Source organism: Roseobacter sp. HKCCA0434, from assembly GCF_032464675.1.
Lineage (GTDB): Bacteria > Pseudomonadota > Alphaproteobacteria > Rhodobacterales > Rhodobacteraceae > Pontivivens.
Genome location: NZ_JAWDKL010000025.1, coordinates 1 through 24,114, shown reverse-complemented (window position 1 = coordinate 24,114; position 24,114 = coordinate 1). Strand labels below are relative to the sequence as shown.

The following is a 24,114-nucleotide window of genomic DNA, read 5'->3' as shown; positions in this document are numbered from 1 at the left end:
AGGTGTCGCGAGGTGCGCTGATGCCTGACCCCGCCTCGCGGCGGGGGGCCTCCGGCGGGGATATTTTCAGGAAGTGAAACCGGGGCTCAGACCAGGTTGTCGGTGCCGGTTAGCCAGGCGCGGGCGCGATCGTGCTCGTGTCTGCCGAAGGCGCGCAGGTCGAACTCGCCCAGCGTGCCGGCGTGGTCGCGCGCGGCGCGGGCGACGACATCCTCGTCCGTCACCACGGCCACCCGGTCGAGTGTGCCGGCGAGCGCGATGAGCTTGGGCGAGCGGGCGAGTTTCGCGAGCGCGGCGCCGCCTTCGGGCAGGTCGAGCGCGCCGATTTCGGCCAGGCAGGTCGCGTGGTCGAGCGGGTCGGCGAGGTCCACCAGCCGGTCGAGCGCGTCGCGCATGTCCTCCCCGTCGATGCGGCCGGAGGCGCGGAGTTCCAGGCGATTGCCGCCGTCGAGGTCGATGCTCAGCATGATGTCCTCACATGGCGAAGGACGTGCCGCAGCCGCAGCTGGACGTCGCGTTGGGGTTGTCGATGACGAAGCGGGCGCCGATCAGCTCGTCCGCGAAGTCGATGGTGGCGCCCGTCAGGAAGGGCAGCGAAACCTCGTCGATCAGCACGCGCTGGCCGTCCTTCTCCAGCACCAAGTCGTCGGAGGCGGCGTCGCCTTCGAGCGTGATCTCGTACTGGAAGCCCGAACAACCGCCACCCTCCACCGCGACGCGCAGGGCTTGCGGGGCGTCGGCATCCTCGTTGATCTCGGCCAGGCGCGCGAAGGCGCGGTCCGACACTTTCGGCGGCAGGGCGAGGTCCATCGTTGCGTCCTCTCTCGGGTCATGCGATCTGACCGTTCAGATAGGCGCCCGCGGGCGCGCGAGCAAGGGAGAGGGCCGATGCACGCCCCCTATGCCACCATCCCCGAGGACAGCCGCGGACGGCTGCACGCGGAGGGCGGCAGCGCCCACCGCTCCCCCTTCCAGCGGGATCGGGACCGGATCATCCACTGCTCGGCCTTCCGGCGGCTCAAGCACAAGACGCAGGTCTTCGTCGAGTATGAGGGCGATTATTTCCGCACCCGGCTGACCCATTCGATCGAGGTGGCGCAGGTGGCGCGGACCGTGTCGCGCACGCTGGGGCTGAACGAGGACCTGGCCGAGGCGGTGGCGCTGGCGCATGATCTGGGCCACCCGCCCTTCGGCCATACCGGGGAGGACGCGCTGGCCGAGGCGATGGCGCCTTACGGTGGCTTCGACCACAACGCGCAGGCGCTGAAGATCGTGACGGATCTGGAACGGCACTATGCCGAATGGGACGGGCTGAACCTGACCTGGGAGACGCTGGAGGGGATCGCGAAGCATAATGGTCCTGTAACGCCCCTTCGGGGCGATGGGCCGGTGACCGGCGATCTGCCCTTCGCGCTGGCCGAATACGACGCCCGGCACGATCTGGAGCTCGACAGCCACGCGAGTGCCGAGGCGCAGGTGGCCGCGCTGGCCGACGACATCGCCTACAACAACCACGACCTGCACGATGGCTTGCGCGCGGGGCTGTTCACGGTCGACGACATCTGCGACCTGCCGGTGGTCGGGCGCTGTTTCGCCGATGTGGACCGGCGCTGGCCGGGCCTCGATGCGGAACGGCGGCAGCACGAGGCGCTGCGGCGGGTGTTCGGCGTGATGGTCGAGGATGTGCTGGAGGAAAGCGCGCGGCTGCTGCGCGCGGCGGCGCCCGGCTCGGCGGCGGAGGTGCGGGCGCTGGGCGCGCCGGTCATCCGGTTCTCGCCCGAGATGTGGACCGATCTGAAGGTGATCCGGCAGTTCCTGTTCGCGCGCATGTACCGCCACTGGACGGTGCGGCGGATGCGGCGCAAGGCGGCGCGGATCGTGCGGGAGCTGTTCGAGGATTTCATGGCCGATCCCGGCATGCTGCCGGAGGACTGGTCGGAGGCGGCGCTGGCCGCGCGCTCGGACACTCTGCGCGCGCGCATCGTGGCGGATTACATCGCGGGGATGACCGACCGCTTCGCGATCGAGGAGCATCGGGCGCTGAGGGGCGAGATGAAGCGGGGGTAGGGGCGCGTGACCTTCCGCGCGGAATCAAGCCGAAGGCGCCGCGCATCGGTCGTGCTGGAAGCACGCCTCCGGCGTGACCCGCCCCCCGGCACGGCGATTGGGCTGGCTAAGCGCAATGTGGATAGGGCACACGGGCTTGGCTGCTATAGAGCGCCATGCTCAGGTCGTGGATCGCCGCGCCGCGGCCCGGTCTTGAACCGGCGCCGCGCTGTTCAGCGCGGTCCCGGATCAGGTCCGGGACGTGTCCTCCCCCACAACCCGCGTTGACCTCCCCCCGCGCCGTGCTAAACCCGCGCCGAGCGAAGGAGTGACGCCGATGAACCTGTTTGCCGAGATCAAGACGCTGGTGCTGGAAAGCCTCGAGGCCCTGGTGGCCGACGGTGTGTTGCCCGCAGGTCTCGACATGCGAAACGTGTCCGTCGAGCCGCCGCGCGATGCCGGTCATGGCGACATGGCGACCAATGCGGCGATGGTGCTGGCGAAGCCCGCCCGCATGAAGCCGCGCGACATTGCCGAGGCGCTGGGCGCGAAGCTCGCCGCCGATCCGCGCATCGCGTCGGCCGAGGTGGCGGGGCCGGGATTCCTCAACCTGCGGCTGGCGCCGGGGCAGTGGGCGCGGGTGATCCCGGCGGTGCTGACGCAGGGCTACGATTACGGCCGCTCGACCATGGGACAGGGAACGCGGGTCAACGTCGAATACGTCTCGGCCAACCCGACGGGTCCCCTGCATGTCGGGCACACGCGCGGGGCGGTGTTCGGCGATGCGCTGGCGAGCCTGCTCGACGCGGCGGGCTACGACGTGACGCGCGAGTATTACATCAACGATGGCGGTGCGCAGGTCGATGTGCTCGCCCGCTCCGCCTATCTGCGGTATCTGGAGGCGCATGGCCACAGCGTCGAGTTTCCCGAGGGCACCTATCCCGGCGACTACCTCGTCCCCGTGGGCGAGGCGCTGAAGGCGGAGTACGGCGACAGCCTCGTGGACAAGCCCGAGGCGGAGTGGCTGGAGCCGGTGCGGGACTTCTCCACCGCCGCGATGCTCGACATGATCCGCGAGGATCTTGCCGAACTGGGCGTGAAGATGGATGTCTGGTTCTCGGAAAAGTCGCTCTACGGCACGGGCCGGATCGAGGGCGCGCTGGAGACGCTGGACGGGAAGGGCCTGATCTATCAGGGCACGCTGGAGCCGCCCAAGGGCAAGCTGCCCGAGGATTGGGAGCCGCGCGAGCAGACGCTGTTCCGCTCCACCGATCACGGTGACGACCAGGACCGCCCGGTGAAGAAGTCGGATGGCGGCTGGACCTATTTCGCACCCGACATCGCCTATCACTACGACAAGGTGCAGCGCGGCTTCGACCGGCTGATCGACGTGTTCGGCGCGGATCACGGCGGCTACGTCAAGCGGATGAAGGCGGCGGTCAGCGCGCTGAGCGACGGGCGGGTGCCGCTCGACATCAAGCTCACGCAGCTGGTCAAGCTCTTCAAGGACGGCGAGGAATTCAAGATGTCCAAGCGGGCGGGCACCTTCGTCACGCTGCGCGACGTGATCGACGAGGTCGGTCGCGACGTCACCCGCTTCATGATGCTGACGCGCAAGAACGACGCGCCCTTCGACTTCGACCTCGACAAGGCGTTGGAGCAGTCGAAGGACAACCCGGTCTATTACGTGCAATACGCCCATGCCCGGATCGCCAGCACCCTGCGCAAGGCCGGGATCGGCACGCGCGACGACGAGCTGGCCGGGGCCGATCTTGCCGTGTTGCAGGACCCGGCTGAGCTGGCGCTGATCGGCAAGATCGCCGAATGGCCGCGCCTGCTGGAGACCGCGGCCCGCACGCATGAGCCGCACCGGCTGGCCTTCTACCTCTACGATCTCGCCTCCGAGCTGCACGCGCTGTGGAACCGGGGCAAGGACCAGCCCGAGCTGCGCTTCCTGCAGGAGGACGACCCCGTTGCCACGCGGGCACGGCTGGCGCTGATCCGGGCCTGCCAGCTTGTGATCGCGAACGGTTTGGGTATCCTTGGCGTCACGCCGATGGACGAGATGCGCTGACGCCCCGGATCGGGGGCCGCAAGGCGCGCGGATCGGCAAATCGAGTGGTGATGCGCGGGGCCAGGCATGGCGCCCGCGGACAGGGGATTTCGCGATGCGCAGGCAGTCCGGGGATGAGGCGGAGCGGGGCGGTACGATGGCCGCCATCGGGCGCGGCGTGGCCGCACTCGTGTCGCTGGCGCTCGTTGTGATGCTGGGCCTGTGGGTCTGGCGGCTGGGTACCCAGGACGTGACCCAGGTGCCCGTGATTCTCGCACAGGAGGGGCCGATGCGCGTGCAGCCCGAGGATCCCGGCGGCACCACCGCCGCCCATCAGGGACTGGAGGTCAACGAGCTGATGACCGGCGAGGAGGTGCAGCCCGTGCCCTCCACCGTCACCCTCGCTCCCGAACCGTTGGAGCCCGACCGCCCCGAGCCGGAGCCCGAGCCCGAAGCGGTCGCCGGGACCGAGGAGGCCGAGGAGGATCTCGGCGCCGACGCGCCCACGGTCGCCACGCTGCGCCCGCGCGCGCGGCCCGCCGATCTGGGCCGCAGCCGCCGTGCCGCCAGCACGCCCGTGCCCGAGGCGATCGACGCGAGCGCCATTCCCGTGGGCGCGCACATGATCCAGCTCGGCGCTTTCGACAGCGAGCCGGTGGCCCTGCTGCAATGGGCCGGCATCGTCGAGGCGCAGCCCGATCTGATGGGCGGCAAGCAGCGCTATATCGAGCAGACGACCTCGGGCGGGCGGACGCTCTACCGTCTGCGGGCGGTGGGCTATGACAGCGCGACAGAGACCCGCGCCGCCTGCGCCGCGCTGACCGCGCGCGGGCTTCAGTGCATCCCGGTGCGCCGTCGATGAGCGGGGCGGTGATCTTCGGCACCGAGGGCGGTGTCCTGTCGCCGTGGGAGCGGGACTTCCTGCGCGATGCCGATCCGTGGGGCTTCATCCTCTTCGACCGCAATCTCGGCACGCCCAAGGAGATCCGGCGGCTCTGCGGCCAGATGCGCGAGGCCGTGGGGCGCGACGCGCCGATCCTGATCGACCAGGAGGGCGGCCGCGTGCAGCGCCTGCGCCCGCCGGTGGCGCGCGAATGGATGCCGCCGCTCGATTTCGTGCAAGGTCTGCCCGCCGGCGAACGGGCCGAGGCGATGCGCCTGCGCTACCGCTACATCGCGTGGGAGCTGCGCAATCTGGGCATCGACGTGAACTGCGCCCCGCAACTCGACGTGGCGGTCGAGGAAACCCATCCCTTCCTGCGCAACCGCTGCTACGGCACAGAGGCCGAGGCAGTGGCCGAGATCGGCGCCGCGGTGGCCGAGGGGCATCTGGCGGGCGGCGTGCTGCCGATCGCCAAGCATATCCCCGGCCACGGGCGCGGCACGGTGGACAGCCATCTCGACCTGCCGGTCGTGGACGCGGATCGGGAAGCGCTGGAGGTCGATTTCGCGCCCTTCGCGGCTCTCAAGGACATCTGCATGGCGATGACCGCGCATATCGTCTACCCCGCGCTCGACCCCGAAGCCTGCGCGACGCTTAGCCCCGTGGTGATCGCGCATATCCGGCAGGAGATCGGTTTCGACGGCCTGTTGATGACCGACGATCTGTCGATGGAGGCGCTGGGCGGCAGCTATCGCGGCCGGGTCGAGGGCGCGCTCAAGGCCGGGTGCGACCTGATCCTGCATTGCAACGGCCATCGCGACGAAATGTTGGAGATCGCCGACGCGACCCCGGCGCTGACAGGCCGCGCGGCCGAGCGGGCGGAGGCCGCGCTCGACCAGCGCCGCGAGCCGGAGGAGTTCGACGCGAAGGGTGCGGCGCGCGAACTGGACGAGTTGGAGGCGCGCGCGGGTGGCTGACGATTTCCTGATCCGCGACCGCAACGAACGCCTCGCCGCCGAGGCGCTGGTGGTGGACGTGGACGGGTACGAGGGGCCGCTGGACCTTCTGCTGACGCTCAGCCGCACGCAGAAGGTGGACCTGCGCCGCATCTCGATGGTGCAGCTCGCCGACCAGTACCTCGCCTTCGTCGAGGAGGCGAAACGCCTGCGCATCGAGCTGGCCGCCGACTATCTGGTCATGGCCGCCTGGCTCGCCTTCCTCAAATCGCGCCTGCTGCTGCCACCGGACCCCGAGGAGGAGGGACCGTCGGGCGAGGAGCTGGCCGCGCATCTCGCCTTTCAGCTCGAACGGCTGGAAGCGATGCGCAAGGCGGCGGCGAAGCTGATGGCGCGCGACCAGCTGGGCCGCGACTTCTTCGCCCGCGGGCTGACCGAGGACGTGACGCTGAAGCGCCGCGTGACCTACGAGGCGAGCCTGCTGGACCTCATGCGCGCCTATGCGGGCGTCAAGACGCGCGACGACTTCCAGCCGCTGCACTACCAGCGCGGCGCGATCTTCACGATGGAACAGGCGCTGGAGCGGATGAAGGGCCTGATCGGCATGGCGATGGAGTGGTCCGAGCTTGCCGACTACCTGCCCGAGGCCTGGCGCGCGGATCCCAAGAAGCGCCGCAGCGCCACCGCCGCGACCTTCGCCGCCTCGCTGGAACTGGTGAAGGCGGGCGCGCTGGAGATGCGGCAGGGCGAGACCTTCGGCCCCATCGAGGTCAAGCGGCGCGCATGAGCGAGGACAGCCTCTTCGACGCGCCCCCGATGGCCGAGCAGGAGCGGATGGTCGAGGCCATCCTCTTCGCCTCCTCCGCGCCGCTGACGGCCCGTGCGCTGGCCGCGCGCCTGCCGCATGGATGCGACGTGGCGCAGGCCCTGGCGCTGGTGCAGAAACGCTACGCGGGGCGCGGGGTGCATCTGTTGCGCGCGGGCGAGGAATGGGCCTTCCGCACGGCCGCCGACCTGTCCTTCCTGATGCAGCGGGAGGTGGTGGAGAGCCGCAAGCTCAGCCGTGCGGCGATCGAGACGCTGGCCATCGTCGCCTATCACCAGCCGGTGACGCGGGCCGAGATCGAGGAGATCCGCGGCGTCTCGGTCAGCCGCGGCACGATCGACCTGCTGATGGAGCTCGACTGGATCAGGCTGGGCCGCCGCCGCCAGACGCCCGGACGGCCCGTCACCTTCCTGACCACGGCGGCGTTCCTCGCGCATTTCGGACTTGAAACAGCGCGGGACCTGCCCGATCTGAAGGAGTTGCGGGCTGCGGGCCTGCTCGACAATCGTCCGCCGCCGGGTGGCGAGGACGGGCGCGAGCCGGTCGAGGACGACCAGGACGACATGTTCGACACCCGCGAGAGTGGGGAAGGGGAGTGAGGCGATGAACCTGAACGGATTGATCAACATGGTGATGCGCCAGGTCATGCGCCGGGGCGTGAACACCGCGTTCAAGAAATCGGGCGAGCTGATGAACCGCTCCCGCCAGCCGCGCGACCCGCTGGCCGACCGCGAACGCGCACTGGCCGAGCGCGAGCGCGCGCTGGAGCAGATGGAGCGCGAGGAGGCCCTGCGCCGCCGCGAGGAAGAGCTCGAAGCCCGCGAGCGGGAGCGTCGCGGCGAGTGAGCCGCGCGTGATGCCCGTCGGAGCCTCCGGCGGGGATATTTCACGGAAGTGAAAGCGGCTTTCGGATTGGCGCAAATACTCTGGCGCCACGCCTGCCGCGCGTCAGCCGGTCCGAAAATGCTTTGACAGCTTCAGGCCCTGGCCCTGGTAGTTCGAGCCGAGATCGGCGCCGTAGAGCCGGTCGGGCCGCGCCTGCATCCGCTCGTAGACCAGCCGCCCGACGATCTGGCCATGCTCCAGCGCGAAGGGCGCCTCGTGGCAGCGCACCTCCAGCACCCCGCGTGAGCCCGCGCCGCCCGCATCCGTGTTGCCGAAGCCGGGATCGAAGAAGCCCGCGTAATGCACCCGGAATTCACCCACCATGGCGAGGTAGGGCGCCATCTCCGCCGCGTGGTCGGGCGGGACGTGCACGGCTTCTCTGCTGACGAGAATGTAGAACGCGCCGGGGTCGAGGATGATGCGGCCATTGTCGGTGTGCACCTCCTCCCAGAACTCGGCCACGGGATAGTGGCCGAGCCGGTCGAGGTCGATCAGCGCGGTATGGGGCTTGGCGCGGTAGCCGACCGGACCGTCGAGATGCAGGTCGACCGAAAAGCCGAGCCCCGCGTCGATATGGGCGGGGCCGTCCACCAGAGGCTGGGCCGCGTGCAACGCGCGCAGGGCGGCGTCGTCCAGCATCGCCTGGCCCGCGCGGAAGCGGATCTGGTTGAGCCGCAGGCCGGGGCGCACCAGCACGGAGAAGGAGCGCGGGCTGATCTCGGCCCAGAGCGGCCCTTCGTAGCCCGGCTCGATCCGGTCGAACTCCTCGCCCCGGTCGGTGATGAGCCGGGTGAAGAGGTCGAGCCGCCCGGTCGAGGACTTGGCGTTCGCCACCGCGTCGATGCCGGCGGGCAGGGCAAGCCCCTCCATCAGCGGCACGAGGTAGACGCAGCCCTTTTCCAGCACCGCGCCGCCATCGAGCGCGATCTCGTGCATCGCGAAGTCCGATAGCCGCTCCGCCACCGTCGCCTCGCCCGGCAGGAAGGACGCCCGCACCCGGTGCGCGACGCGGCCGAGGCGCAGGTCGAGACTGGCGGGCTGGATCTGCTCGGCCGGGATCGCGGCGTCCGCACGGATCGCGCCCCGTTCGATCAGCGCGGCGATGGCCTGCGAGGGCAGCACTCCGATGGCATCGGTGATGGGATCGGTCATGGCGTGGCTCCGGCACCGGAGGGGCAGATAGACGAAACGCCGGTGCTGGGGGCACCGGCGTTCAGGAATGCTTCTGGTCGGGCTAGCAGGATTCGAACCTACGACCTTCCGTCCCCCAGACGGACGCGCTACCAGACTGCGCTATAGCCCGACCGTGGGCGAGGGTTTGCCCCATTCCGGGCGCGGCTTCAAGCGCGATTTCGGTCATTCGCCACCTTCCTGCGGCGCGGGGTCGAGATCGGGGGCGGGATGGGCATCCATCCGGGCGCGCAAGCCCTCGAGCCGGTCGAGGATCGAGCGCATCCTGGCCGCGCGGGCGGGATCGGCTGGCATGGCTTGGGTCTCCTCCTTCGGGGTGGGCGCGACCTCCTCCTCCTCGGCGAGGCCGGAGGCGGGCACGTCGTTCCACAGGTCGGCATCGGGGTCGGTCGGCTGGGGCATGTCGTCGGCCTTCTGGGGCGGGAAGCGCTGGCAGATCGCCTTCACGCCCTGTTCGCGCAGCATCTTCTGCACGCCGCGGATCTGGTAGCTGTCGACCCGCAGCAGGTGATGGATCGCCTGCAGCAGGCGGATATCCTCGGGGCGGTAATAGCGCCGCCCGCCGCCGCGCTTGACCGGCTTGATCTGGGGAAACTTGTCCTCCCAGAACCGCAGGACATGGGCGGGCACGCCGATGATCTCCGACACTTCCGAGATCGTCCGGAACGCCTGGGATGATTTGGTCATGGTCCGCCACGCCCCTCACCGCGCCCCGAACGGGACGGTTGCGCTCAGCCGCCCTTGTTGCCGACGTCGACGCGGTCCTTCATCAGGTGCGAGGGGCGGAAGGTGAGCACGCGGCGCGGCTCGATCGGCACCTCCTCCCCGGTCTTGGGATTGCGGCCGACGCGGGCGGACTTGTCGCGCACCGAGAAGGTGCCGAAGGAGGAGAGCTTGACCTGCTCGCCCCGGACCAGCGCGTCGGACATGTGGGTCAGCACGTCCTCGACCAGTTCGGCCGATTCGTTGCGGCTGAGCCCGACCTCCTTGTAGACGGCCTCGGCCAGGTCCATGCGGGTCAGGGTGGTCTCGCTCATCGTTTCCATCCGATCGGTCGTTGACGCTGCGGCGAACCTACGGGATCGGGTGAAAGAGAGTCAATGTCAGACACTTGGAGGGCGGCGTGCAGGTAAGGTCTCGGCACTCCGGCGGTGGAGCTGTCCTACGAGGCGTTCGGCCTGACGACGGAGACGGGGCGCGCGCGGCCCTACGGCTTCACCGGGCGGGAGATCGATCGGGGGACGTGGCTCTGCCACTACCGCGCCCGGAGCTACGATCCGCGGACGGGGACGTTCTTGCAAAGCGACCCGATTGGCTTCGCGGCGGGGGATCTGAACACCTAGGCCTACGCCTTCGGCGGCCCGGTCAACTGGACGGACCCGAGCGGGTTGGTGTCGTCGCAGGAACAGACGGGCCTGAATGCGAGGACCGCGCAGATGGCCCGTGGGGCTGTCGCGACGGTCGGGCGCGGGGTGATGGGTGCTGCGCGCCGGATCGGTGCGTTGCTGTCGCGCGTGGCCGGTCCGACGCTCGCCGTTCTGGACAAGGCGCAGCGCACGGCCGATTGCGCAGGCGCAGTGGCGAGTGCTGTTCAAGGCGACTATGTCGGCGCCACACAAGGCAGCGTCGAGTGTGTCACGAGAGGACAAAACACTTCTCGGCGGGACGGGTCAAATCCAGATTTTGGCACGCCGTCGGCGCAGTGTAGCGGAAACTCACGCCTCAGCACACTTCTGCAGCATGCCTATGATATTATTGACACGATGATGCCAATGATCGACGGCATTCCCTTCATTGCAAAAACCGGAGTGAGCGGGGGCCGAATTCGCCGTGATGGGCGGTCGTCACGTGCCGAAACCCAAGTAAGGAACTGGAACAATCAGACCAGTGAGGGACGATACCGTTCAGAGATCACGCATCAGAACGCTGGTGGCGAAGGAGCACGTCAGGATATACTTGACTATGAGCAGCAGCGTGCTCAAGAGTTGCGCGATGCGGGCCACCTCGATCCTACGAGACATTGCAGGCCATGATACTTAGAAACATCGTATTCGCATTAAGCGCACTTGATTTTCATCCTGCCGGTCCGGCTGGACGTAAGCTGCACCGCGGGAAATTTTATCAATGTATGAAGGAGTTCGAAGAGACGCTTTGCGCGGATATTCGTCAGCCACGTTTTTCAGACGTGGCATTTAAACAGATAGCAATTGTAGGCGTACGAAGCTTCGAAGATACTGACGACATAGACTTCAAGCGTGATGCCTACATAAATTTCTTGAATATATTGTGTATACCCTTCGAAGTTGATCTTGATAAATGGCGGGGCCATTCGATGCAGATCGACGCTCCTTTCCGTGAGTTCATGTTCGATGTCGCTCGCGATGCCGCCCTGCATGCAGAGCCGTTCGGCTTCGAACCTGATCGGATGGCACGAGGGATCGAGCGATATCAGCGCGAGTACCCGCTGGAGGTGTAGCCAACACGGGGGGGGCATGTGCTCCACCAGCACTCTCGATGAGTAGCAAGCTGATTTCGCACGCCAAGCTTTCAGCTCTATCATCGAGGTCCGCGACCCGCCGACGGTTACAGCGGAGCTGTCCTATGAGGCGTTCGGCCCGACGACGGAGGCGGGGCGAACGCGGCCCCACGGCTTCACCGGGCGGGAGATCGATCGGGGGACGGGGCTCTGCCACTACCGCGCTCGGAGTTACGATCCGCGGACGGGGACGGTCCTGCAAGGCGGTCGGATCGGGGGGCAAAATCCGGTTGGGGGCCGTGCCGCCCGACCGGGCTTGGGCTCTCACCAGCGCATAAGTGCTGCACCCCAGGCGAGGCCGCCGCCGATCGCTTCCATCAGGATGAGATCGTCCGCCTTGATCCGGCCTTCCGCGCGCGCGACCGACATGGCGAGCGGGATGGATGCGGCGGAGGTGTTGCCGTGGTCCTGGACGGTTACGACGATCCGCTCCATCGGCAGGTTCATCTTGGCCGCGACAGCGCTGATGATGCGCAGGTTCGCCTGGTGCGGCACCACGAGGCTGACCTCGTCCGAAGTCACGCCCGCCCGCTCCATCGCCGCGTGGCCCGCGGCGGAGAGCTTGGTGACCGCGTGCTTGAACACCTCGCGGCCCTGCATCTTCAACACGCCGACCGTGCCGGTGCCCGACACGCCGCCATCGACATAGAGCAGATCGTTGAAGCGCCCGTCGCTGTGCAGGTCGGTCGAGAGGATCCCCGCGTCCGACGCCTCGCCCGTGCCGTCGCGGCCTTCGAGGATCAGCGCCCCCGCGCCGTCGCCGAAGAGCACGCAGGTCGTGCGGTCCTCCCAATCGAGGATGCGGGAGAAGGTCTCGGCCCCGATCACCATGACGCGGTTTGCCGATCCCGCGCGGATCAGCGCGTCCGCATTGGCGAGCGCGTAGATGAAGCCCGCGCAGACCGCCTGCATGTCGAAGGCGAAGCCGCGTGCGCCGATCGCGTGCTGGACCCGCGTGGCGGTGGAGGGGAAGGTCTGGTCGGGCGTGGCGGTGGCGAGCACGATGGCGTCGATATCCGCCCCCGTCAGACCCGCGTCGCGCAGCGCCGCCTCGGCCGCCGGGATCGCCATGTCCGAGGTTTTCTGCCCTTCGGCGGCGAAATGTCGCCGCTCGATGCCGGTGCGAGCACGGATCCATTCGTCGGAGGTGTCGAGGAAACGCTCGAAATAGGTGTTCGGAACCACGCGCTCGGGCAGGTAGTGGCCGCAGCCGACGGGGATCGAGCGCCTCATTCCGGCGCATCCTCGGGCTTGGCGGCGGTGGCGACGCGGGTCGCCAACTTCTCGGTGAAGCCGTTGCGGGCGAGGCGGAAGGCCAGCTTGATCGCCGCCGATACGCCGGTCGCATCCGCGCCGCCATGCGATTTCACGACCGCGCCATTGAGGCCCAGGAACACGCCGCCGTTCACGCGGCGCGGGTCCAGACGCTTTTGCAGGCGTTTCAGCGAGGTCAGCGCGAAGAGCGCGCCGAGCTTCGAGAACACCGAATGCTCCATCGCCTCGCGCAGGAAGCCGCGGATCAGGGTGGCGGTGCCCTCCGCCGTCTTCAGCGCGACATTGCCGGTGAAGCCGTCGGTGACGATCACGTCCACCTTGCCCGAACCGATATCGTTGCCCTCGACGAAGCCGACATAGTCGATCTCCGCTCCCGGCTGGTCGGCGAAGTCGCTGAGCAGGGTCGCCGCCTCGTGCAGGGCGGCGCGGCCCTTGTGCTCCTCGGTGCCGACATTCAGGAGGCCGACGCGAGGCAGGGGAAGCTCCAGCCCCAGGCGGGCATATTCCGCGCCCATCACCGCATATTGCAGGAGGTCGCGCGCCTCGGCCCGGATATCGGCGCCGACATCGAGGACGATCGTGTGGCCGGCCTCGGATTTCGAGGGCCACAGCACCGCGATGGCGGGGCGATCGACGCCCGGGGCGCGGCGCAGGCGCAGCATGGAAATGGCCATCAGCGCGCCGGTATTGCCGCAGGAGACGGCGACGGTCGCGTCGCCCTTCTCCACCGTCTCCAGCGTGCCCCACATCGAGCTGCCCTTGCCCGCCCGCATGGCGCGCGAGGGTTTCTCCGTCATCGCGATCACGTCGTCGCAATGGCGGATCTCGACGATGCCGTCGAGTTCGGACTGCTTTTCGATGAGGGGGCGAAGCTCCGCCTCGTCGCCGTGGACGATGTAGCGGATCTCCTCGTTCTTGCGGGCCGACTTGACCATGCCGCCGATCACGGCGGCAGGGCCGGCATCGCCGCCCATGGCATCAATGGAGATCACGATGTCACGGGCCATGCCTGGTTCGCCTTTCTCGGGGGCGTCTCGCCGCCCTCCGTGGGCCTACCAGCTAAACTTACGCTGCGTCTTCGTCCAGATCGATTTCGTCGGCCAGGGCGACGACCTCACGGTCGGCATAGTGGCCGCAGGACGGGCAGACGTGGTGCGGGCGGCGCAGTTCGCCGCAGTTGGAGCACTCGTTCGGGTTCGCCGGGTTCAGCGAATCGTGGGACCGGCGCATGCCGCGCTTGGAGCGGGTCACCTTGCTCTTGGGGACTGCCATATCTCGACCTCGGTTCGGTTCGCGGGACGCCCGCGGCGGCCCTGTTGTCTCTCGCGGCCCGAAGCGTTGCGGCGAACCGCGCGACTCAAGATCGGACCCTCTGGGTGATTGAGAGCGGCAAAATACGCATTCCGCGCGGGCGTGCAAGGGCAAATATGCGGGTCGGCTCCGGCGGCCGTCCCGCCGCCATTCACCCCTTGTCGGCGAGCTTCTCCTTGAGCGCCGCAAGCGCGGCGAAGGGCTTTTCCCGCTCCGCATCCTGCGCACCGTCATCGGCGATCCTGTCGCCGTCGCCCGCGTCGGGGTGGCGCGGATAGGCGGGCAGGGCCAGCGCCGCCGCCTCGATCGCCACGAGGCCGAGGTCGAGCGTGCGCGGCAGCGGTTCGACCTCCTCCTCCGCCTCGATGTCGAGATCGACCGCCTCGGGGTCGAGTGCGGGGTCGTAATGGCGCTTCACCGGCTCGTCGAGCGTGGTGGTCACGGGCCGCAGGCTGACCACGCAGGGCTGGACCACCTCCGCGCGCAGCCGCGCGTCGAGCGTCAACCCGTCCCCGTCGGGGCGCACCTCGCCCGTCAGGGTGAAGGCCCGCACCTCGGTCGCGTCGAAGAGCACGGCCAGTTCCGCCCGCTCGGCATCGGTGGCGCTCTCCTCGAAGGGATGGCGCCCGTCGCGCATCAGGCGCTGGGTCATCAGGGGGCGCGAGAACTCGATCCGGGTGGTGTTGGTGGTCGGCATGGGGTGTCTCCTCGTCGTCTCGCCTTGTCATGGCAAGATGTGCGCGATACCAGTGTTTGCAACCGCATTCGCCCCCCGAAGGGAGCCACGACGCATGATCCGCCCCACCGGTCTCGCCCTGATCGCCGCCCTCGGCACGGTAATGAGCGTCGGCGCCTGCGCCCCGCGCCTGTCGAGCCACGGCTACGCGCCGCCGGATGTGGAGCTCGACCGCATCACCGTGGGGCAGGACACCAAGGCGAGCGTCGGCGCGGCGCTCGGCCGTCCGTCCGATGCGGGCGTGCTGACCGATCAGGCGTGGTACTACGTTTCGACCTCGACTTCCGCCTATCTCTACAGCGCGCCGGAGGTAATCGACCGCCGCGTCGTCGCCATCCAGTTCGACGAGGCCGAGGTCGTGCGCGACGTGTCGGTCTACGGGCTGGAGGACGGCCGCCCGATCCGCCTCGTCACCCGCACGACCGAAACCTTCGGAAACGAGCTGTCGATCATCGACCAGGTGCTGGGCAACGTGTTCAATCCGGGCAACCTGCTGGGCGAGTAAGGGGGCTATCTGGCCACGAGCCGAGGCCGCGCGGAATCAAGGCCGCAGGCCGCCGCGCATCGCCGGGCCGCCCCCCGGCACGGCGATATGGCTAATGGAGGCGCGAGGCGGATAGTTCGTGCGTACTTGGCTGGCGTAAAGTGCCTCGATCCAACGTCGGATCGCCGCACCGCGGCCCGCCGATGCGCGGCTCACGACCCGGCGCCTGTTTGTGGGTGCGGGATCAAGGGCGAAGCCCGCTGCACATCGGTCGTGCCGAAGGAACGCCTCCGGCGTGACTTGCCACCCGGCACAGCGATTTGGCTGTTGGAGGCGCGGCGTTGGGAGGTTTTGCGGACTCGGCGGCCATAAAGTGCCATGCTCCAACGTTGGATCGCCCCATCGCGGCCAGCCGATGCGCGGCTCACGCCACGGCCCCCGAGCCGGGGCCGCGCTGTTCGGGGTGGTCGCGGATCACGTCCGGGACGGGAACGCCCGCTACTCCCGCTCCTCGAAGGTCAGCGCCACGCCGTTCATGCAATAGCGCAGGCCCGTCGGCTGCGGTCCGTCGGGGAAGACATGGCCCAGATGACCGTCGCAGTTCGAGCAGACGACTTCCGTGCGGCGCATGAAGAAGCTGCGGTCGTCATGCTCCTCCACCGCGCCCGGCTCGATCGGCTCGTAGAAGCTGGGCCAGCCGGTGCCGCTCTCGAACTTGGCCTCCTGCGTGAACAGCGCCTGTCCGCAGCCGCGACAGTGGAACACGCCCGGCGCCTTGGGGAAATCGTCATGGGTGCCCGCGCGCTCGGTCCCCTTCTTGCGCAGGACCTTGTATTCCAGCGGGTCAAGTTCCGCCTTCCATTCCGCGTCGGTTTTCGTGAACTTTTCTTGCATGGTCATCCTTTTGCTTGCCTTGCGGTTTTCCATCGCCATCTCATGCAGATATAGGGTGCCTTCGTCCGGGAGGAAGTCATGGCCGCCTTCGCCGCACGTTTCGCGCGCTCCTTCTCGAAGGGGCGCTACCGGGTCCGCTTCGCGACGGAGGCGGAGGATATCGCAGCGGCCCAGCGTCTGCGCGCCCGTGCCTTCCGGGGAGAGGGGGCGGGACTGGACGCCGACGATTTCGACGCCCGCTCGATCCATGTCCTCGTCGAGGACGCGCAGGGCGGCGAGCTGGTCTGCTGCTACCGCCTGATGGCCTTCGCCAGCGGGGCGGAGATCGCGTCGAGCTATTCGGCGCAGTTCTACGGGCTCGACGCGCTGCGCGACTATCCCGGCCCGATGGTCGAGATGGGACGGTTCTGCATCGACCCCGCGCGGCGCGACCCGGACATCCTGCGCATCGCCTGGGGCGCGATGGTCCGCTACGTGGACGCGCACGGGGTTGAGATGCTGTTCGGCTGCTCCTCCTTCCACGGCGCGGATGCCGAGGCGCATCTGGCCGCGCTCGACCTGCTGCGCGAACGGCACCTGGCGCCCAAGCGCTGGCTGCCCCGGATCAAGGCGCCGCGCGTCTTCCGCTTCGGTCGCCGTCGCGACAAGCCCGACCTGAAGGCCGCCCAGCGCGCGATGCCGCCGCTTTTGCGGACCTATTTGATGATGGGCGGCTGGGTCTCAGATCATGCGGTCGTGGACGACGATCTCGACACGCTGCACGTCTTCACCGGGCTCGAGATCAAGGGCATCCCGCCGATGCGCCAGAAATTACTGCGGGCAAGCGCGGTCTGAGCGGGGAATGAGTATTTGAGCCAATCCGAAGGGGTGAGGATCGACCCGGCCTGGTTCCGGGAGGCGGCGATCGACGAGGAGACCCGCGATTTCGTCGCCCGGTTCGAGGCGGAGGTCGCGGACCTGCCGCCTGCCCATGCCGTACCGCCCGAGGTGACGCGCGCCGCGCGCGACGAGGGGCGCGGCGTGTTTCCGCTGGCGGGCCCGGACGAGGGCTGCCACTGGCACGAATTCGACGGCGGGCGGCTGCGCGTGGCGCCGGGGCAGGGGCGTGGCGTGTACCTGCACATCCATGGCGGCGGCTGGACGCTGGGGCGACCCTGGCATTACGACCGGATCAACCTGGCGCTGGCACAGGCGACCGGGCTGACGGTGGCCAGCGTCGAGTACCGGCTGGCGCCCGAGCACCCCTGGCCCGCATGCCGCGACGACTGCCATGCGGCGCTGAGCCATCTGATCGAGGCGCAGCCGTTCGGCGATGGTCCGGTCTTCGTGGGCGGCGAGAGCGCGGGCGGACACCTGTCGGCGCTGATGGCGATGGAGTTTCGCGACGCGCTGGCGGGCTGCGTGCTGAATTACGGGATCTTCGATCTGGACCTCACGCCCTCGGCGGCGCATTGGGGCGCGCGGCAACTGGTGCTGTCGACGCCGACGATCGAATGGTTCGTGGGCAATCTGGGGATGGATGCGCAGGCGCGGCGCACGGCCTCGCCGCTGCACGCGGACCTGTCCGGCCTGCCGCCCGCGCTGTTCCAGGTCGGCACGCTCGACCCGCTGCTCGATGACAGCCTGATGATGGCGGCGCGCTGGGCGGGGGCGGGAAATGCGGCGGAGCTTGCAGTCTATCCCGGCGGCATCCACGTCTTCGATGCGTTCGACCTCGCCATCGCGGCGGAGTTCCACGCGCGGCAGTCAGCCTTCCTGCGCGGGCTTCTCTAGGCTCTCCAGCATCAGGGCGATCAGTCGGGTCAGCCCGCGCCCGTGGCCGCCTGGGCGGGCGAGCGCGACGCGGCGGGTGATGGGGCGGCGCAGGAGTTTCTTCCGCGCCAGCACCGCCTCGGTCAGCACCCGCAGTTCCAGAAACGGATCGCGCGAGATCGGCCAGCCATAGCCCGCATCGAACGCATCGGTGAGCGCGCGCGGCAGACCGATGCGCGTGACCGCGCCCGGCTCGTGCCGCGACAGGTGATAGATCGCGGCGCGCGTCAGGAAGTGGCCGACGTCGATCTGCGGCGCGCGGAAGCGGGTGTTGCGAAAGTCGATGCCGACGATCCGCTCGGGCGTGACGATGACGTTGTCGGGCTTGTAGTCGTTGTGGAATTTCACGCGCGGCTGCTTGATGGTGCCGATGGCGTCGATCAGCGCTTCCATTTCCGTCACCAGCGGCGCTTCGGTCCCGGCGGTCAGGGCGGATTGCGTCAGCGCCGCGGCGCTCACCGCCATGCGGTCGCGCGGCACCGAGCGGTGGAGCCGCGACAGCCACTCGGCGGCGCGGGCGATCTCGGCCGGGGCGCGGTCGGGTTCGTCGCGGATGATGTCCGACAGCGGCGTGCCCGGCACCTGCTCGACCACCGTGATCGCGGCACGCGGCAGGAAGGCGACGAGCCGCGGGATCGCCTCCGCCCCGATCAGGCGGGCCAGGGTCTCGTGCGCCTGCGCGATGCCCTCGGGCTGCTGATCGGTCTGGGCCCGATTGAAACAGGTCGCGACCACCGGTCCCTTCGCGCTGTCGAGCGCCAGCACCGTCTTGCCCGCATTGTGGCGCAGCACCTGCGCGGACCCGAACGGCGCGCCCTCGGGCCAGGCCTCCTCCAGCCGGGCAAGCGCCTGCGCGCGCGGGCGTAGGATCATCCGCCCGTGTGGCTCATATGGCGGCGCATCTCGCCCGCGACCGATCCGGTCAGGGACTGGCGGGAATAGTCGAAATCGTGGCCCTTGGGCTTGCGTGCGATCGCGTTGCGGATCGCCGCGTGCAGGCCTTCGTCCGAGGGATCGGCGCGCAGGACGCGGCGCAGGTCGGCATCGTCGTCCTGGCCAAGACACATGTAGAGCTGCCCCGTGCAGGTCAGCCGCACGCGGTTGCAGCTCTCGCAGAAATTGTGGCTGAGCGGCGTGATGAAGCCGACGCGGCCCCCGGTTTCGCCCACGCGGACATAGCGGGCAGGCCCGCCGGTGTTGAGCGGGATGTCGGTCAGCGTGTAGGCGCTGGCCAGATGCGCGCGCACGTCGTCGAGCGACCAGTACTGGTCCAGCCGGTCGATATCGTCGCCCATCGGCATGACCTCGATGAAGGTCAGGTCCATGCCGCGCGCGTGGCACCAGTCGACCATCTTCAGCGCCTCGTCGTCGTTCACGCCCTTCAGCGCGACGGCGTTGATCTTGACCTTCAGCCCTGCCTCCTGCGCGGCGTCGAGCCCGTCCATCACCTGCGCGAAGCGGCCCCAGCGCGTAACCTCGGCAAAGCGCTTCTCGTCCAGCGTGTCGAGCGAGACATTGACCCGTTTCACCCCGGCGTCGGCCAGCGGCTGCGCGAAGCGGCGCAGCTGGGAGCCGTTCGTGGTGAGCGTCAGCTCCTCCAGCGCGCCCGAGGCGAGGTGGCGCGACATGCTCTCGAAGAACCCCATGATCCCGCGGCGCACCAGCGGCTCGCCCCCCGTCACGCGCAGCTTGCGCACGCCCAGGTCGACGAAGGCGGAGCAGAGGCGGTCGAGCTCTTCGAGGCTCAAGAGCTCCGCCTTGGGCAGGAAGGTCATGTTCTCCGACATGCAATAGGTGCAGCGGAAATCGCAGCGGTCGGTGACGCTGACGCGCAAATAGGTGATGGCGCGGGCGAACGGGTCGATCAGGGGTGCGGCATGGTCCATGAGGCGGAGAGTAGGGTCGCATCTGCGGCGTTGCAAGGCGGCGCGAGGCCGCTAGATCGTCCTGAAACGTCACGCCGTCGCGGGGGACCGACACATGCTGCGCCCGATAGTTCTGGCCGCCCTTCTGGCCCTCGCCGCCTGCGGCCTGCCGCCCGATATCGTCGGCCCGGTCGAAGGGCGCGCGCCCGCGGCGACCGTCACCGGCCCCTCGCCGATCACCGCACGGCTGGTCGGCACGTCGCTGGCCGAGGTGGCGGTGGAGCCGCAGGGCCTGTGGCTCGCCATCGAAGGCATTGACCGCGCGCTGCCCGGCTGGGTCACGGATCAGGAGACCGGGCGCACGGTGGCGCTGGAACTGCGGCCGCTGGGCGCGGACGGGCTCGACCGGATCAGCTTCGACGCGGCGCGCGCGCTCGGCATCACCCAGGCGCGGCTGGTGATCGTGGATGTGTACTACGACGCCGCCGCTCTCTGACGAAAAGGAACGCTCGATGATTCTCTACGGACGCGACATGTCGCCCTTCGCCCGCCGCGTGGCGGTCTGGTGCACCCAGCAGGGGCGGGAGATCGAGCGGCGGCAACTTCTCGTCGCGGGCCCCGAGTGGGAGGAGATCAAGGCGGTCAATCCGCTGGGCCGTGTGCCCGCGCTGGTGCTCGACGACGGCGAGGTGCTGGTCGAGACTTCCGCCATCATCGACTGGCTGGAGGAGACGGCACCGGAAGGAAAGCGCCTGCTGCCCGAAGGCGGGGCCGCGCGCCGCGCCATGCTGCAGGACATCGCCTATGCCAATTCCACTTCCGAGAAGATCGTGGCGCTGGTCTACGACAAGGTGCGCCGTCCGGAGGAATTCCACTACCCCGCCTGGATCGAACGGCTGGAGGCGCAGATCGTCGCCGGGATCCGCGCGATGGAGGCGCGCGTTCCGGTCGAGGGCTGGATGAGCGGCACCGACCGCCCGATGGGCGGCGACATCGCCACGGTGATCGCGGCGGACATGGCGCGCATCGTCTTTCCCGGCATCGACCCCGGTGCCACGCCCCGGCTCGACCGGCTGATCGAGGACGCGATGCAGATCCATTGCTTCGAAGCGACCCGGCCACAGGTGTGAGGCGGCGCGCCGTCCTCTGCGGACTGGCGGCGCTGGCCCTGCCGCTGCGTGCGCAGACCCGCGAGGTGCTGCCGCGCGCGGATTACGCGCGGTTCCTGCACGGGCAGGCGGTGTCCTTCCTTTATATCGAGGGGGCGGGGGAGCGGATCGCGGTGCTCGAAGGTTCTGACCTCGCGGGTCGGGTGCGGCCCTACTCGACCTTCAAGATCCCCAACACGCTGATCGCGCTGGAGGAGGGGGTGGCGACCGGCCCGGATCACGTTCGGCCCTGGGACGCGCGCGCCCATCCGCGAGAGCGCTTCTGGCCGCCGGTCTGGGCGCAGGACCACGACCTCGCGTCGGCCTTCCGCAACTCGGTGGTCTGGTACTACCGCGAGATCGCGCGCGAGGTGTCGGCGGAGAGCTACGCCGCGCGGCTGACCGACTGGCGCTACGGCAACGCCGATCCGGGGCGCGGCAACGACCGGTTCTGGCTGGACGGCACGTTGCAAATCAGCGTGGCCGAGCAGGTGGCGTTCCTCTCGGCGCTCGCGGCCCGCGCCCTGCCCGGAGTCGAGGGTGAGAGCTACGCCGTGCTCGACGCGATCTCGCGCGATGGCGAGATCGGCGGCGAGGTCCTGCATGGCAAGACCGGCGCGGGGCGGATGGGCCGCATGGGCGGCTGGGGTGGCTGGTATGTCGGCTGGATCGGCGGCCCGCGCCGCGCGGCCTTCGCGCTCTACGCCGAGGCCGAGCGGTTCCGCGAGATCGACGAGCTGCGCCGGGGCCTTGCGGTGGAGATGGTCGAGCGGTTGCGGGGGTGAGCCGTGCAGCGACGGGCCGCGGGGCGGCGATCTACTGTTCGAGCATGGCACTTTATGCACGCCAAGTCCGCGAAACCCTGCCGAAGCGCACCTCCGTCAGCCAAATCGCCGTGCCGGGGGGCGGCCCGGCGATGCGCGGCGCCTTCGGCTCGATCCCGCGCAGGGCCTATTTGATCCGCCAACGCGATGTACTCGGAGGCTCCGGCTCGACGGCCGGAGCGGCGGAGGCGGCGATGCCCCGTCACGGGCCTGATCCAAAACCGCGCTGAATAACGCGGCCCCGGCTCGTAGGCCGGGGCATGGCAGAGCGCATCGCCGGGCCGCGGTGCGGCGATCCGACGGTCGAGCATGGCACTTTATGCACACCAAGTCCGCACGACCTCACCGCATCGCGCCTCGATCGACCAAATCGCCGTGCCAGGGGGCGGGTTACGCTGCAAGCGTGCCTCCGGCACGACCGATGCGCGGCGCCGACGGCTCGATTCCGCGCGGATGCAGTTCCGACACGTCCCGGACCTGATCCGGGACCTCCTGCGGCGCGAGGCTCCGGCTCGGAGGCCGGAGCGGCGGCACAGGCACGCCTACCTTCCCCCTTGCGTCCCCCCGCCGCCGGGCGCACCTTCGCCGGCATGAGCACGCTGCCCGACACCGACCTTCTCCCCCCCGCCGACAGCTGGGCGGAGCTGCGCGAAAAATTCCGCTGGCCCACACCCGCTCGCTACAACATCGCGGAGGAGGCGTGCGAGCGCTGGGCGCGCGCCGCGCCCGACCGGCTGGCGCTGACCTATCTGCGGCCCGACGGGGAACAGCGCGACTACAGCTACATCCAGCTCTCGCGCGCCTCGTCCCGCCTGGCCAACGCCTTCGCCGCGCGCGGCATCACGCGCGGCGACCGGGTGGCGGTGCTCTTGCCCCAGACGCCCGAGACGGTGCTGACCCATCTGGCCGCCTACAAGCTCGGGGCGATCGTCGTGCCGCTCTTCACCCTGTTCGGGGAGGACGGGCTGAAATACCGGCTCTCCCATTCCGGCGCGCGGGTGGTGGTGACGGACCGCGAGAACCTGGCCAAGCTCGCCTCGATCCGCGACGAGCTGCCCGATCTCGACTTCATCTACTCGATCGACGAGCGCGAGGCCGGATCCTTCGGGTTCTGGCAGGAGCTCGGAAAGGCCGCCGATGCCTGCCCCACCGCGGACACCGCGCCCGAAGATCCGGCGTTCCTCTCCTACACATCCGGCACCACCGGGCCGCCCAAGGGGGCGCTGCACGCGCACCGGGTGCTGCTGGGCCACCTGCCGGGCGTGATGACCCATCACGAGCGGCTGCCGCAACCGGGCGACCGGCTGTGGACGCCCGCCGACTGGGCGTGGATGGGGGGGCTGACCAACGTGATGCTGCCCGCGCTGACGCTGGGCGTGCCGCTGGTCGCGCACCGGATGGCGAAATTCGACCCCGACCGCGCCTTCTGGGTGCTCGACCGGCTCAAGGTGCGCAACTGCTTCCTGCCGCCCACGGCGCTCAAGCTGATGCGCCGCTCCACCGGGCGAGCCAGCTTGCGCACCGTCGGCTCGGGCGGGGAGGCGCTGGGGGCGGAGCTGCTGGACTGGGGCCGCGAGCATCTCGGCACCACGATCAACGAGTTCTACGGCCAGACCGAATGCAACCTGGTGCTGGGCAATATGGCGAGCATGGACGCGCCGCGCCCCGGCTCCACGGGCCGCGCCGTACCGGGCCACGAGGTCGCGATCCTCGGGGCGGACGGCCAGCCGCTGCCGCCGGGCGAGGAAGGCGAGATCGCCGTGCGCCGCCCTGACCCGTCAATGTTCCTACGCTACTGGGAGGCGCCCGAGAAGACGGCGGAGAAGTTCCGCGGCGACTGGATGCTGACCGGCGACGTCGCGACGATGGACGAGGACGGCTTCGTCCGCTTCGCCTCGCGCACCGACGACGTCATCACCTCCAGCGGCTACCGGATCGGGCCGACCGAGATCGAGGAATGCCTGACCGGCGATGCGGACGTGACGATGGCCGGCGTGATCGGCGTGCCCGACCCGGTGCGCACCGAGGCCGTGCAGGCCTATGTCGTGCTGAAGGGCGGCCCCGGCACGCCCGAGAAGGAGGCGGAGCTGATCGCCCGCGTCCGCGCCCGCATCAGCCCCCACGTCGCCCCGCGTCGCGTGATCTTCGTCGATGCGCTGCCGATGACCGCGACGGGCAAGATCCTGCGGCGCGAGCTGCGCGACCGGGCGCATGAGGAGGGCTGAGGCCCGGCGCGGCTCGGCGGGGCAGGGCCGATGCTAGGCCTGCTGTGGCTCGCCCTCGGCTACCTTGCGCTTTGCTGCGTGCTGGCGCTGATCGGGCGGCTGGCCCCCGTCGGACGGCCGGTGCAGGCCGACGCCGTGGTGGTGCTCGGCGGCGGCATGCTGAA

At 69.3% G+C, this 24,114-nt stretch carries 29 protein-coding genes and 1 tRNA gene; 17 read left to right on the top strand and 13 right to left on the bottom strand.

From position 1 onward, the window contains the following. Positions 1-86: 86 nt before the first annotated feature. Both RX333_RS14185 and erpA read right to left on the bottom strand, forming a co-directional pair. Entirely contained in the window at positions 87-467 is a 381-nt protein-coding gene (locus RX333_RS14185) for an STAS/SEC14 domain-containing protein (RefSeq protein WP_316015609.1), read from the bottom strand. 7 nt (positions 468-474) lie between these two features. Next, complete coding sequence (gene erpA, locus RX333_RS14180; RefSeq protein WP_316015608.1) at positions 475-810, bottom strand: iron-sulfur cluster insertion protein ErpA; 336 nt, start codon at positions 808-810, stop codon at positions 475-477. A 78-nt stretch (positions 811-888) separates the two neighbouring features. On the opposite strand from erpA, the gene RX333_RS14175 reads away from it, so the two are divergent. From RX333_RS14175 to RX333_RS14145, 7 genes are all read left to right on the top strand, one after another. After that, entirely contained in the window at positions 889-2,067 is a 1,179-nt protein-coding gene (locus tag RX333_RS14175; RefSeq protein ID WP_316015607.1) for a deoxyguanosinetriphosphate triphosphohydrolase, read from the top strand. Positions 2,068-2,383: 316 nt separating this feature from the next. Further along, on the top strand, positions 2,384-4,120 hold the full coding sequence (gene argS / locus RX333_RS14170; RefSeq protein ID WP_316015606.1) for an arginine--tRNA ligase: 1,737 nt from the start codon (positions 2,384-2,386) through the stop codon (positions 4,118-4,120). Positions 4,121-4,214: 94 nt separating this feature from the next. Beyond that, positions 4,215-4,961: an SPOR domain-containing protein gene (locus tag RX333_RS14165; protein WP_316015605.1), complete on the top strand. Its 747-nt coding sequence runs from the start codon at positions 4,215-4,217 to the stop codon at positions 4,959-4,961. Beyond that, the gene (locus RX333_RS14160) at positions 4,958-5,959 is read left to right on the top strand and encodes a glycoside hydrolase family 3 N-terminal domain-containing protein (protein ID WP_316015604.1); all 1,002 of its coding nucleotides are present in this window, start codon (positions 4,958-4,960) and stop codon (positions 5,957-5,959) included. The genes RX333_RS14165 and RX333_RS14160 overlap by 4 nt, the downstream gene beginning before the upstream one ends. Then, entirely contained in the window at positions 5,952-6,725 is a 774-nt protein-coding gene (locus RX333_RS14155; protein WP_316015603.1) for a ScpA family protein, read from the top strand. The genes RX333_RS14160 and RX333_RS14155 overlap by 8 nt, the downstream gene beginning before the upstream one ends. After that, positions 6,722-7,363 carry an SMC-Scp complex subunit ScpB gene (scpB, locus tag RX333_RS14150; RefSeq protein WP_316015602.1) on the top strand — a complete coding sequence of 214 codons (642 nt, stop codon included), beginning with the start codon at positions 6,722-6,724 and terminating at the stop codon, positions 7,361-7,363. The genes RX333_RS14155 and scpB overlap by 4 nt, the downstream gene beginning before the upstream one ends. 4 nt (positions 7,364-7,367) lie before the next feature. Then, positions 7,368-7,610 carry a hypothetical protein gene (locus RX333_RS14145; protein ID WP_316015601.1) on the top strand — a complete coding sequence of 81 codons (243 nt, stop codon included), beginning with the start codon at positions 7,368-7,370 and terminating at the stop codon, positions 7,608-7,610. A 102-nt stretch (positions 7,611-7,712) separates the two neighbouring features. Here RX333_RS14145 and RX333_RS14140 read toward each other — a convergent pair whose 3' ends face one another. The 4 genes from RX333_RS14140 to ihfA all read right to left on the bottom strand — a co-directional run bounded on the left by RX333_RS14140 (position 7,713) and on the right by ihfA (position 9,877). Further along, positions 7,713-8,801: a 2'-deoxycytidine 5'-triphosphate deaminase gene (locus RX333_RS14140; RefSeq protein ID WP_316015600.1), complete on the bottom strand. Its 1,089-nt coding sequence runs from the start codon at positions 8,799-8,801 to the stop codon at positions 7,713-7,715. Positions 8,802-8,875: 74 nt separating this feature from the next. Continuing rightward, positions 8,876-8,952: transfer RNA gene (locus tag RX333_RS14135), tRNA-Pro, on the bottom strand. Positions 8,953-9,005: 53 nt separating this feature from the next. Beyond that, positions 9,006-9,527: a MerR family transcriptional regulator gene (locus RX333_RS14130; RefSeq protein ID WP_316015599.1), complete on the bottom strand. Its 522-nt coding sequence runs from the start codon at positions 9,525-9,527 to the stop codon at positions 9,006-9,008. Positions 9,528-9,571: 44 nt separating this feature from the next. Then, positions 9,572-9,877 (bottom strand): integration host factor subunit alpha, encoded by a 306-nt coding sequence (ihfA, locus tag RX333_RS14125; protein WP_316015598.1) that lies wholly within the window; start codon positions 9,875-9,877, stop codon positions 9,572-9,574. A gap of 114 nt (positions 9,878-9,991) precedes the next feature. Between ihfA and RX333_RS14120 the strand changes: the two genes are divergently transcribed. From RX333_RS14120 to RX333_RS14110, 3 genes are all read left to right on the top strand, one after another. Beyond that, on the top strand, positions 9,992-10,183 hold the full coding sequence (locus RX333_RS14120) for an RHS repeat-associated core domain-containing protein (RefSeq protein ID WP_316015597.1): 192 nt from the start codon (positions 9,992-9,994) through the stop codon (positions 10,181-10,183). Positions 10,184-10,276: 93 nt separating this feature from the next. Further along, positions 10,277-10,873 (top strand): hypothetical protein, encoded by a 597-nt coding sequence (locus tag RX333_RS14115; protein ID WP_316015596.1) that lies wholly within the window; start codon positions 10,277-10,279, stop codon positions 10,871-10,873. 95 nt (positions 10,874-10,968) lie between these two features. Next, positions 10,969-11,316 (top strand): hypothetical protein, encoded by a 348-nt coding sequence (locus tag RX333_RS14110; RefSeq protein ID WP_316015595.1) that lies wholly within the window; start codon positions 10,969-10,971, stop codon positions 11,314-11,316. 324 nt (positions 11,317-11,640) lie between these two features. On the opposite strand, the gene RX333_RS14105 is transcribed toward RX333_RS14110, so the two are convergent. From RX333_RS14105 to RX333_RS14090, 4 genes are all read right to left on the bottom strand, one after another. After that, entirely contained in the window at positions 11,641-12,609 is a 969-nt protein-coding gene (locus RX333_RS14105) for a beta-ketoacyl-ACP synthase III (protein ID WP_316015594.1), read from the bottom strand. Further along, on the bottom strand, positions 12,606-13,658 hold the full coding sequence (gene plsX, locus RX333_RS14100; protein ID WP_316015593.1) for a phosphate acyltransferase PlsX: 1,053 nt from the start codon (positions 13,656-13,658) through the stop codon (positions 12,606-12,608). The genes RX333_RS14105 and plsX overlap by 4 nt, the downstream gene beginning before the upstream one ends. A gap of 58 nt (positions 13,659-13,716) precedes the next feature. Continuing rightward, positions 13,717-13,923, bottom strand: a complete 207-nt coding sequence (gene rpmF, locus RX333_RS14095; protein WP_316015592.1) for a 50S ribosomal protein L32 — start codon at positions 13,921-13,923, stop codon at positions 13,717-13,719. A 190-nt stretch (positions 13,924-14,113) separates the two neighbouring features. Continuing rightward, on the bottom strand, positions 14,114-14,659 hold the full coding sequence (locus tag RX333_RS14090) for a YceD family protein (RefSeq protein WP_316015591.1): 546 nt from the start codon (positions 14,657-14,659) through the stop codon (positions 14,114-14,116). 94 nt (positions 14,660-14,753) lie between these two features. Between RX333_RS14090 and RX333_RS14085 the strand changes: the two genes are divergently transcribed. Continuing rightward, entirely contained in the window at positions 14,754-15,203 is a 450-nt protein-coding gene (locus RX333_RS14085) for an outer membrane protein assembly factor BamE (protein ID WP_316015590.1), read from the top strand. A gap of 477 nt (positions 15,204-15,680) precedes the next feature. On the opposite strand, the gene msrB is transcribed toward RX333_RS14085, so the two are convergent. Further along, the gene (msrB, locus tag RX333_RS14080) at positions 15,681-16,076 is read right to left on the bottom strand and encodes a peptide-methionine (R)-S-oxide reductase MsrB (protein ID WP_410056086.1); all 396 of its coding nucleotides are present in this window, start codon (positions 16,074-16,076) and stop codon (positions 15,681-15,683) included. Positions 16,077-16,154: 78 nt separating this feature from the next. On the opposite strand from msrB, the gene RX333_RS14075 reads away from it, so the two are divergent. Both RX333_RS14075 and RX333_RS14070 read left to right on the top strand, forming a co-directional pair. After that, positions 16,155-16,910 (top strand): GNAT family N-acetyltransferase, encoded by a 756-nt coding sequence (locus tag RX333_RS14075; RefSeq protein ID WP_316015588.1) that lies wholly within the window; start codon positions 16,155-16,157, stop codon positions 16,908-16,910. A gap of 15 nt (positions 16,911-16,925) precedes the next feature. Further along, positions 16,926-17,849: an alpha/beta hydrolase gene (locus RX333_RS14070; protein WP_316015587.1), complete on the top strand. Its 924-nt coding sequence runs from the start codon at positions 16,926-16,928 to the stop codon at positions 17,847-17,849. Here the strand turns inward: RX333_RS14070 and RX333_RS14065 are convergent. Beyond that, on the bottom strand, positions 17,823-18,761 hold the full coding sequence (locus RX333_RS14065) for a phosphotransferase (RefSeq protein WP_316015586.1): 939 nt from the start codon (positions 18,759-18,761) through the stop codon (positions 17,823-17,825). The genes RX333_RS14070 and RX333_RS14065 overlap by 27 nt on opposite strands. Then, entirely contained in the window at positions 18,758-19,774 is a 1,017-nt protein-coding gene (gene moaA, locus RX333_RS14060; protein ID WP_316015585.1) for a GTP 3',8-cyclase MoaA, read from the bottom strand. Before moaA ends, RX333_RS14065 begins: the two co-directional genes overlap by 4 nt. A gap of 94 nt (positions 19,775-19,868) precedes the next feature. On the opposite strand from moaA, the gene RX333_RS14055 reads away from it, so the two are divergent. The 4 genes from RX333_RS14055 to RX333_RS14040 all read left to right on the top strand — a co-directional run bounded on the left by RX333_RS14055 (position 19,869) and on the right by RX333_RS14040 (position 23,950). Then, complete coding sequence (locus tag RX333_RS14055) at positions 19,869-20,249, top strand: hypothetical protein (RefSeq protein ID WP_316015584.1); 381 nt, start codon at positions 19,869-19,871, stop codon at positions 20,247-20,249. A gap of 16 nt (positions 20,250-20,265) precedes the next feature. Next, positions 20,266-20,883 (top strand): glutathione S-transferase family protein, encoded by a 618-nt coding sequence (locus RX333_RS14050; protein ID WP_316015583.1) that lies wholly within the window; start codon positions 20,266-20,268, stop codon positions 20,881-20,883. Beyond that, positions 20,880-21,686 (top strand): penicillin-binding transpeptidase domain-containing protein, encoded by an 807-nt coding sequence (locus RX333_RS14045; protein ID WP_316015582.1) that lies wholly within the window; start codon positions 20,880-20,882, stop codon positions 21,684-21,686. The genes RX333_RS14050 and RX333_RS14045 overlap by 4 nt, the downstream gene beginning before the upstream one ends. Before the next feature lie 629 nt (positions 21,687-22,315). Continuing rightward, complete coding sequence (locus tag RX333_RS14040) at positions 22,316-23,950, top strand: acyl-CoA synthetase (protein ID WP_316015581.1); 1,635 nt, start codon at positions 22,316-22,318, stop codon at positions 23,948-23,950. The last annotated feature ends 164 nt before the right edge of the window (positions 23,951-24,114 follow it).

Bases quoted from the DNA above. Each gene is read 5' to 3' on its own strand.
- RX333_RS14185 (WP_316015609.1), bottom strand. From the start codon at position 467: ATGCTGAGCATCGACCTCGACGGCGGCAATCGCCTGGAACTCCGCGCC.
- erpA (WP_316015608.1), bottom strand. From the start codon at position 810: ATGGACCTCGCCCTGCCGCCGAAAGTGTCGGACCGCGCCTTCGCGCGC.
- RX333_RS14175 (WP_316015607.1), top strand. From the start codon at position 889: ATGCACGCCCCCTATGCCACCATCCCCGAGGACAGCCGCGGACGGCTG.
- argS (WP_316015606.1), top strand. From the start codon at position 2,384: ATGAACCTGTTTGCCGAGATCAAGACGCTGGTGCTGGAAAGCCTCGAG.
- RX333_RS14165 (WP_316015605.1), top strand. From the start codon at position 4,215: ATGCGCAGGCAGTCCGGGGATGAGGCGGAGCGGGGCGGTACGATGGCC.
- RX333_RS14160 (WP_316015604.1), top strand. From the start codon at position 4,958: ATGAGCGGGGCGGTGATCTTCGGCACCGAGGGCGGTGTCCTGTCGCCG.
- scpB (WP_316015602.1), top strand. From the start codon at position 6,722: ATGAGCGAGGACAGCCTCTTCGACGCGCCCCCGATGGCCGAGCAGGAG.
- RX333_RS14145 (WP_316015601.1), top strand. From the start codon at position 7,368: ATGAACCTGAACGGATTGATCAACATGGTGATGCGCCAGGTCATGCGC.
- RX333_RS14140 (WP_316015600.1), bottom strand. From the start codon at position 8,801: ATGACCGATCCCATCACCGATGCCATCGGAGTGCTGCCCTCGCAGGCC.
- RX333_RS14130 (WP_316015599.1), bottom strand. From the start codon at position 9,527: ATGACCAAATCATCCCAGGCGTTCCGGACGATCTCGGAAGTGTCGGAG.
- ihfA (WP_316015598.1), bottom strand. From the start codon at position 9,877: ATGAGCGAGACCACCCTGACCCGCATGGACCTGGCCGAGGCCGTCTAC.
- RX333_RS14115 (WP_316015596.1), top strand. From the start codon at position 10,277: ATGGCCCGTGGGGCTGTCGCGACGGTCGGGCGCGGGGTGATGGGTGCT.
- RX333_RS14110 (WP_316015595.1), top strand. From the start codon at position 10,969: ATGAAGGAGTTCGAAGAGACGCTTTGCGCGGATATTCGTCAGCCACGT.
- RX333_RS14105 (WP_316015594.1), bottom strand. From the start codon at position 12,609: ATGAGGCGCTCGATCCCCGTCGGCTGCGGCCACTACCTGCCCGAGCGC.
- plsX (WP_316015593.1), bottom strand. From the start codon at position 13,658: ATGGCCCGTGACATCGTGATCTCCATTGATGCCATGGGCGGCGATGCC.
- rpmF (WP_316015592.1), bottom strand. From the start codon at position 13,923: ATGGCAGTCCCCAAGAGCAAGGTGACCCGCTCCAAGCGCGGCATGCGC.
- RX333_RS14090 (WP_316015591.1), bottom strand. From the start codon at position 14,659: ATGCCGACCACCAACACCACCCGGATCGAGTTCTCGCGCCCCCTGATG.
- RX333_RS14085 (WP_316015590.1), top strand. From the start codon at position 14,754: ATGATCCGCCCCACCGGTCTCGCCCTGATCGCCGCCCTCGGCACGGTA.
- msrB (WP_410056086.1), bottom strand. From the start codon at position 16,076: ATGCAAGAAAAGTTCACGAAAACCGACGCGGAATGGAAGGCGGAACTT.
- RX333_RS14075 (WP_316015588.1), top strand. From the start codon at position 16,155: ATGGCCGCCTTCGCCGCACGTTTCGCGCGCTCCTTCTCGAAGGGGCGC.
- RX333_RS14065 (WP_316015586.1), bottom strand. From the start codon at position 18,761: ATGATCCTACGCCCGCGCGCGCAGGCGCTTGCCCGGCTGGAGGAGGCC.
- moaA (WP_316015585.1), bottom strand. From the start codon at position 19,774: ATGGACCATGCCGCACCCCTGATCGACCCGTTCGCCCGCGCCATCACC.
- RX333_RS14055 (WP_316015584.1), top strand. From the start codon at position 19,869: ATGCTGCGCCCGATAGTTCTGGCCGCCCTTCTGGCCCTCGCCGCCTGC.
- RX333_RS14050 (WP_316015583.1), top strand. From the start codon at position 20,266: ATGATTCTCTACGGACGCGACATGTCGCCCTTCGCCCGCCGCGTGGCG.
- RX333_RS14040 (WP_316015581.1), top strand. From the start codon at position 22,316: ATGAGCACGCTGCCCGACACCGACCTTCTCCCCCCCGCCGACAGCTGG.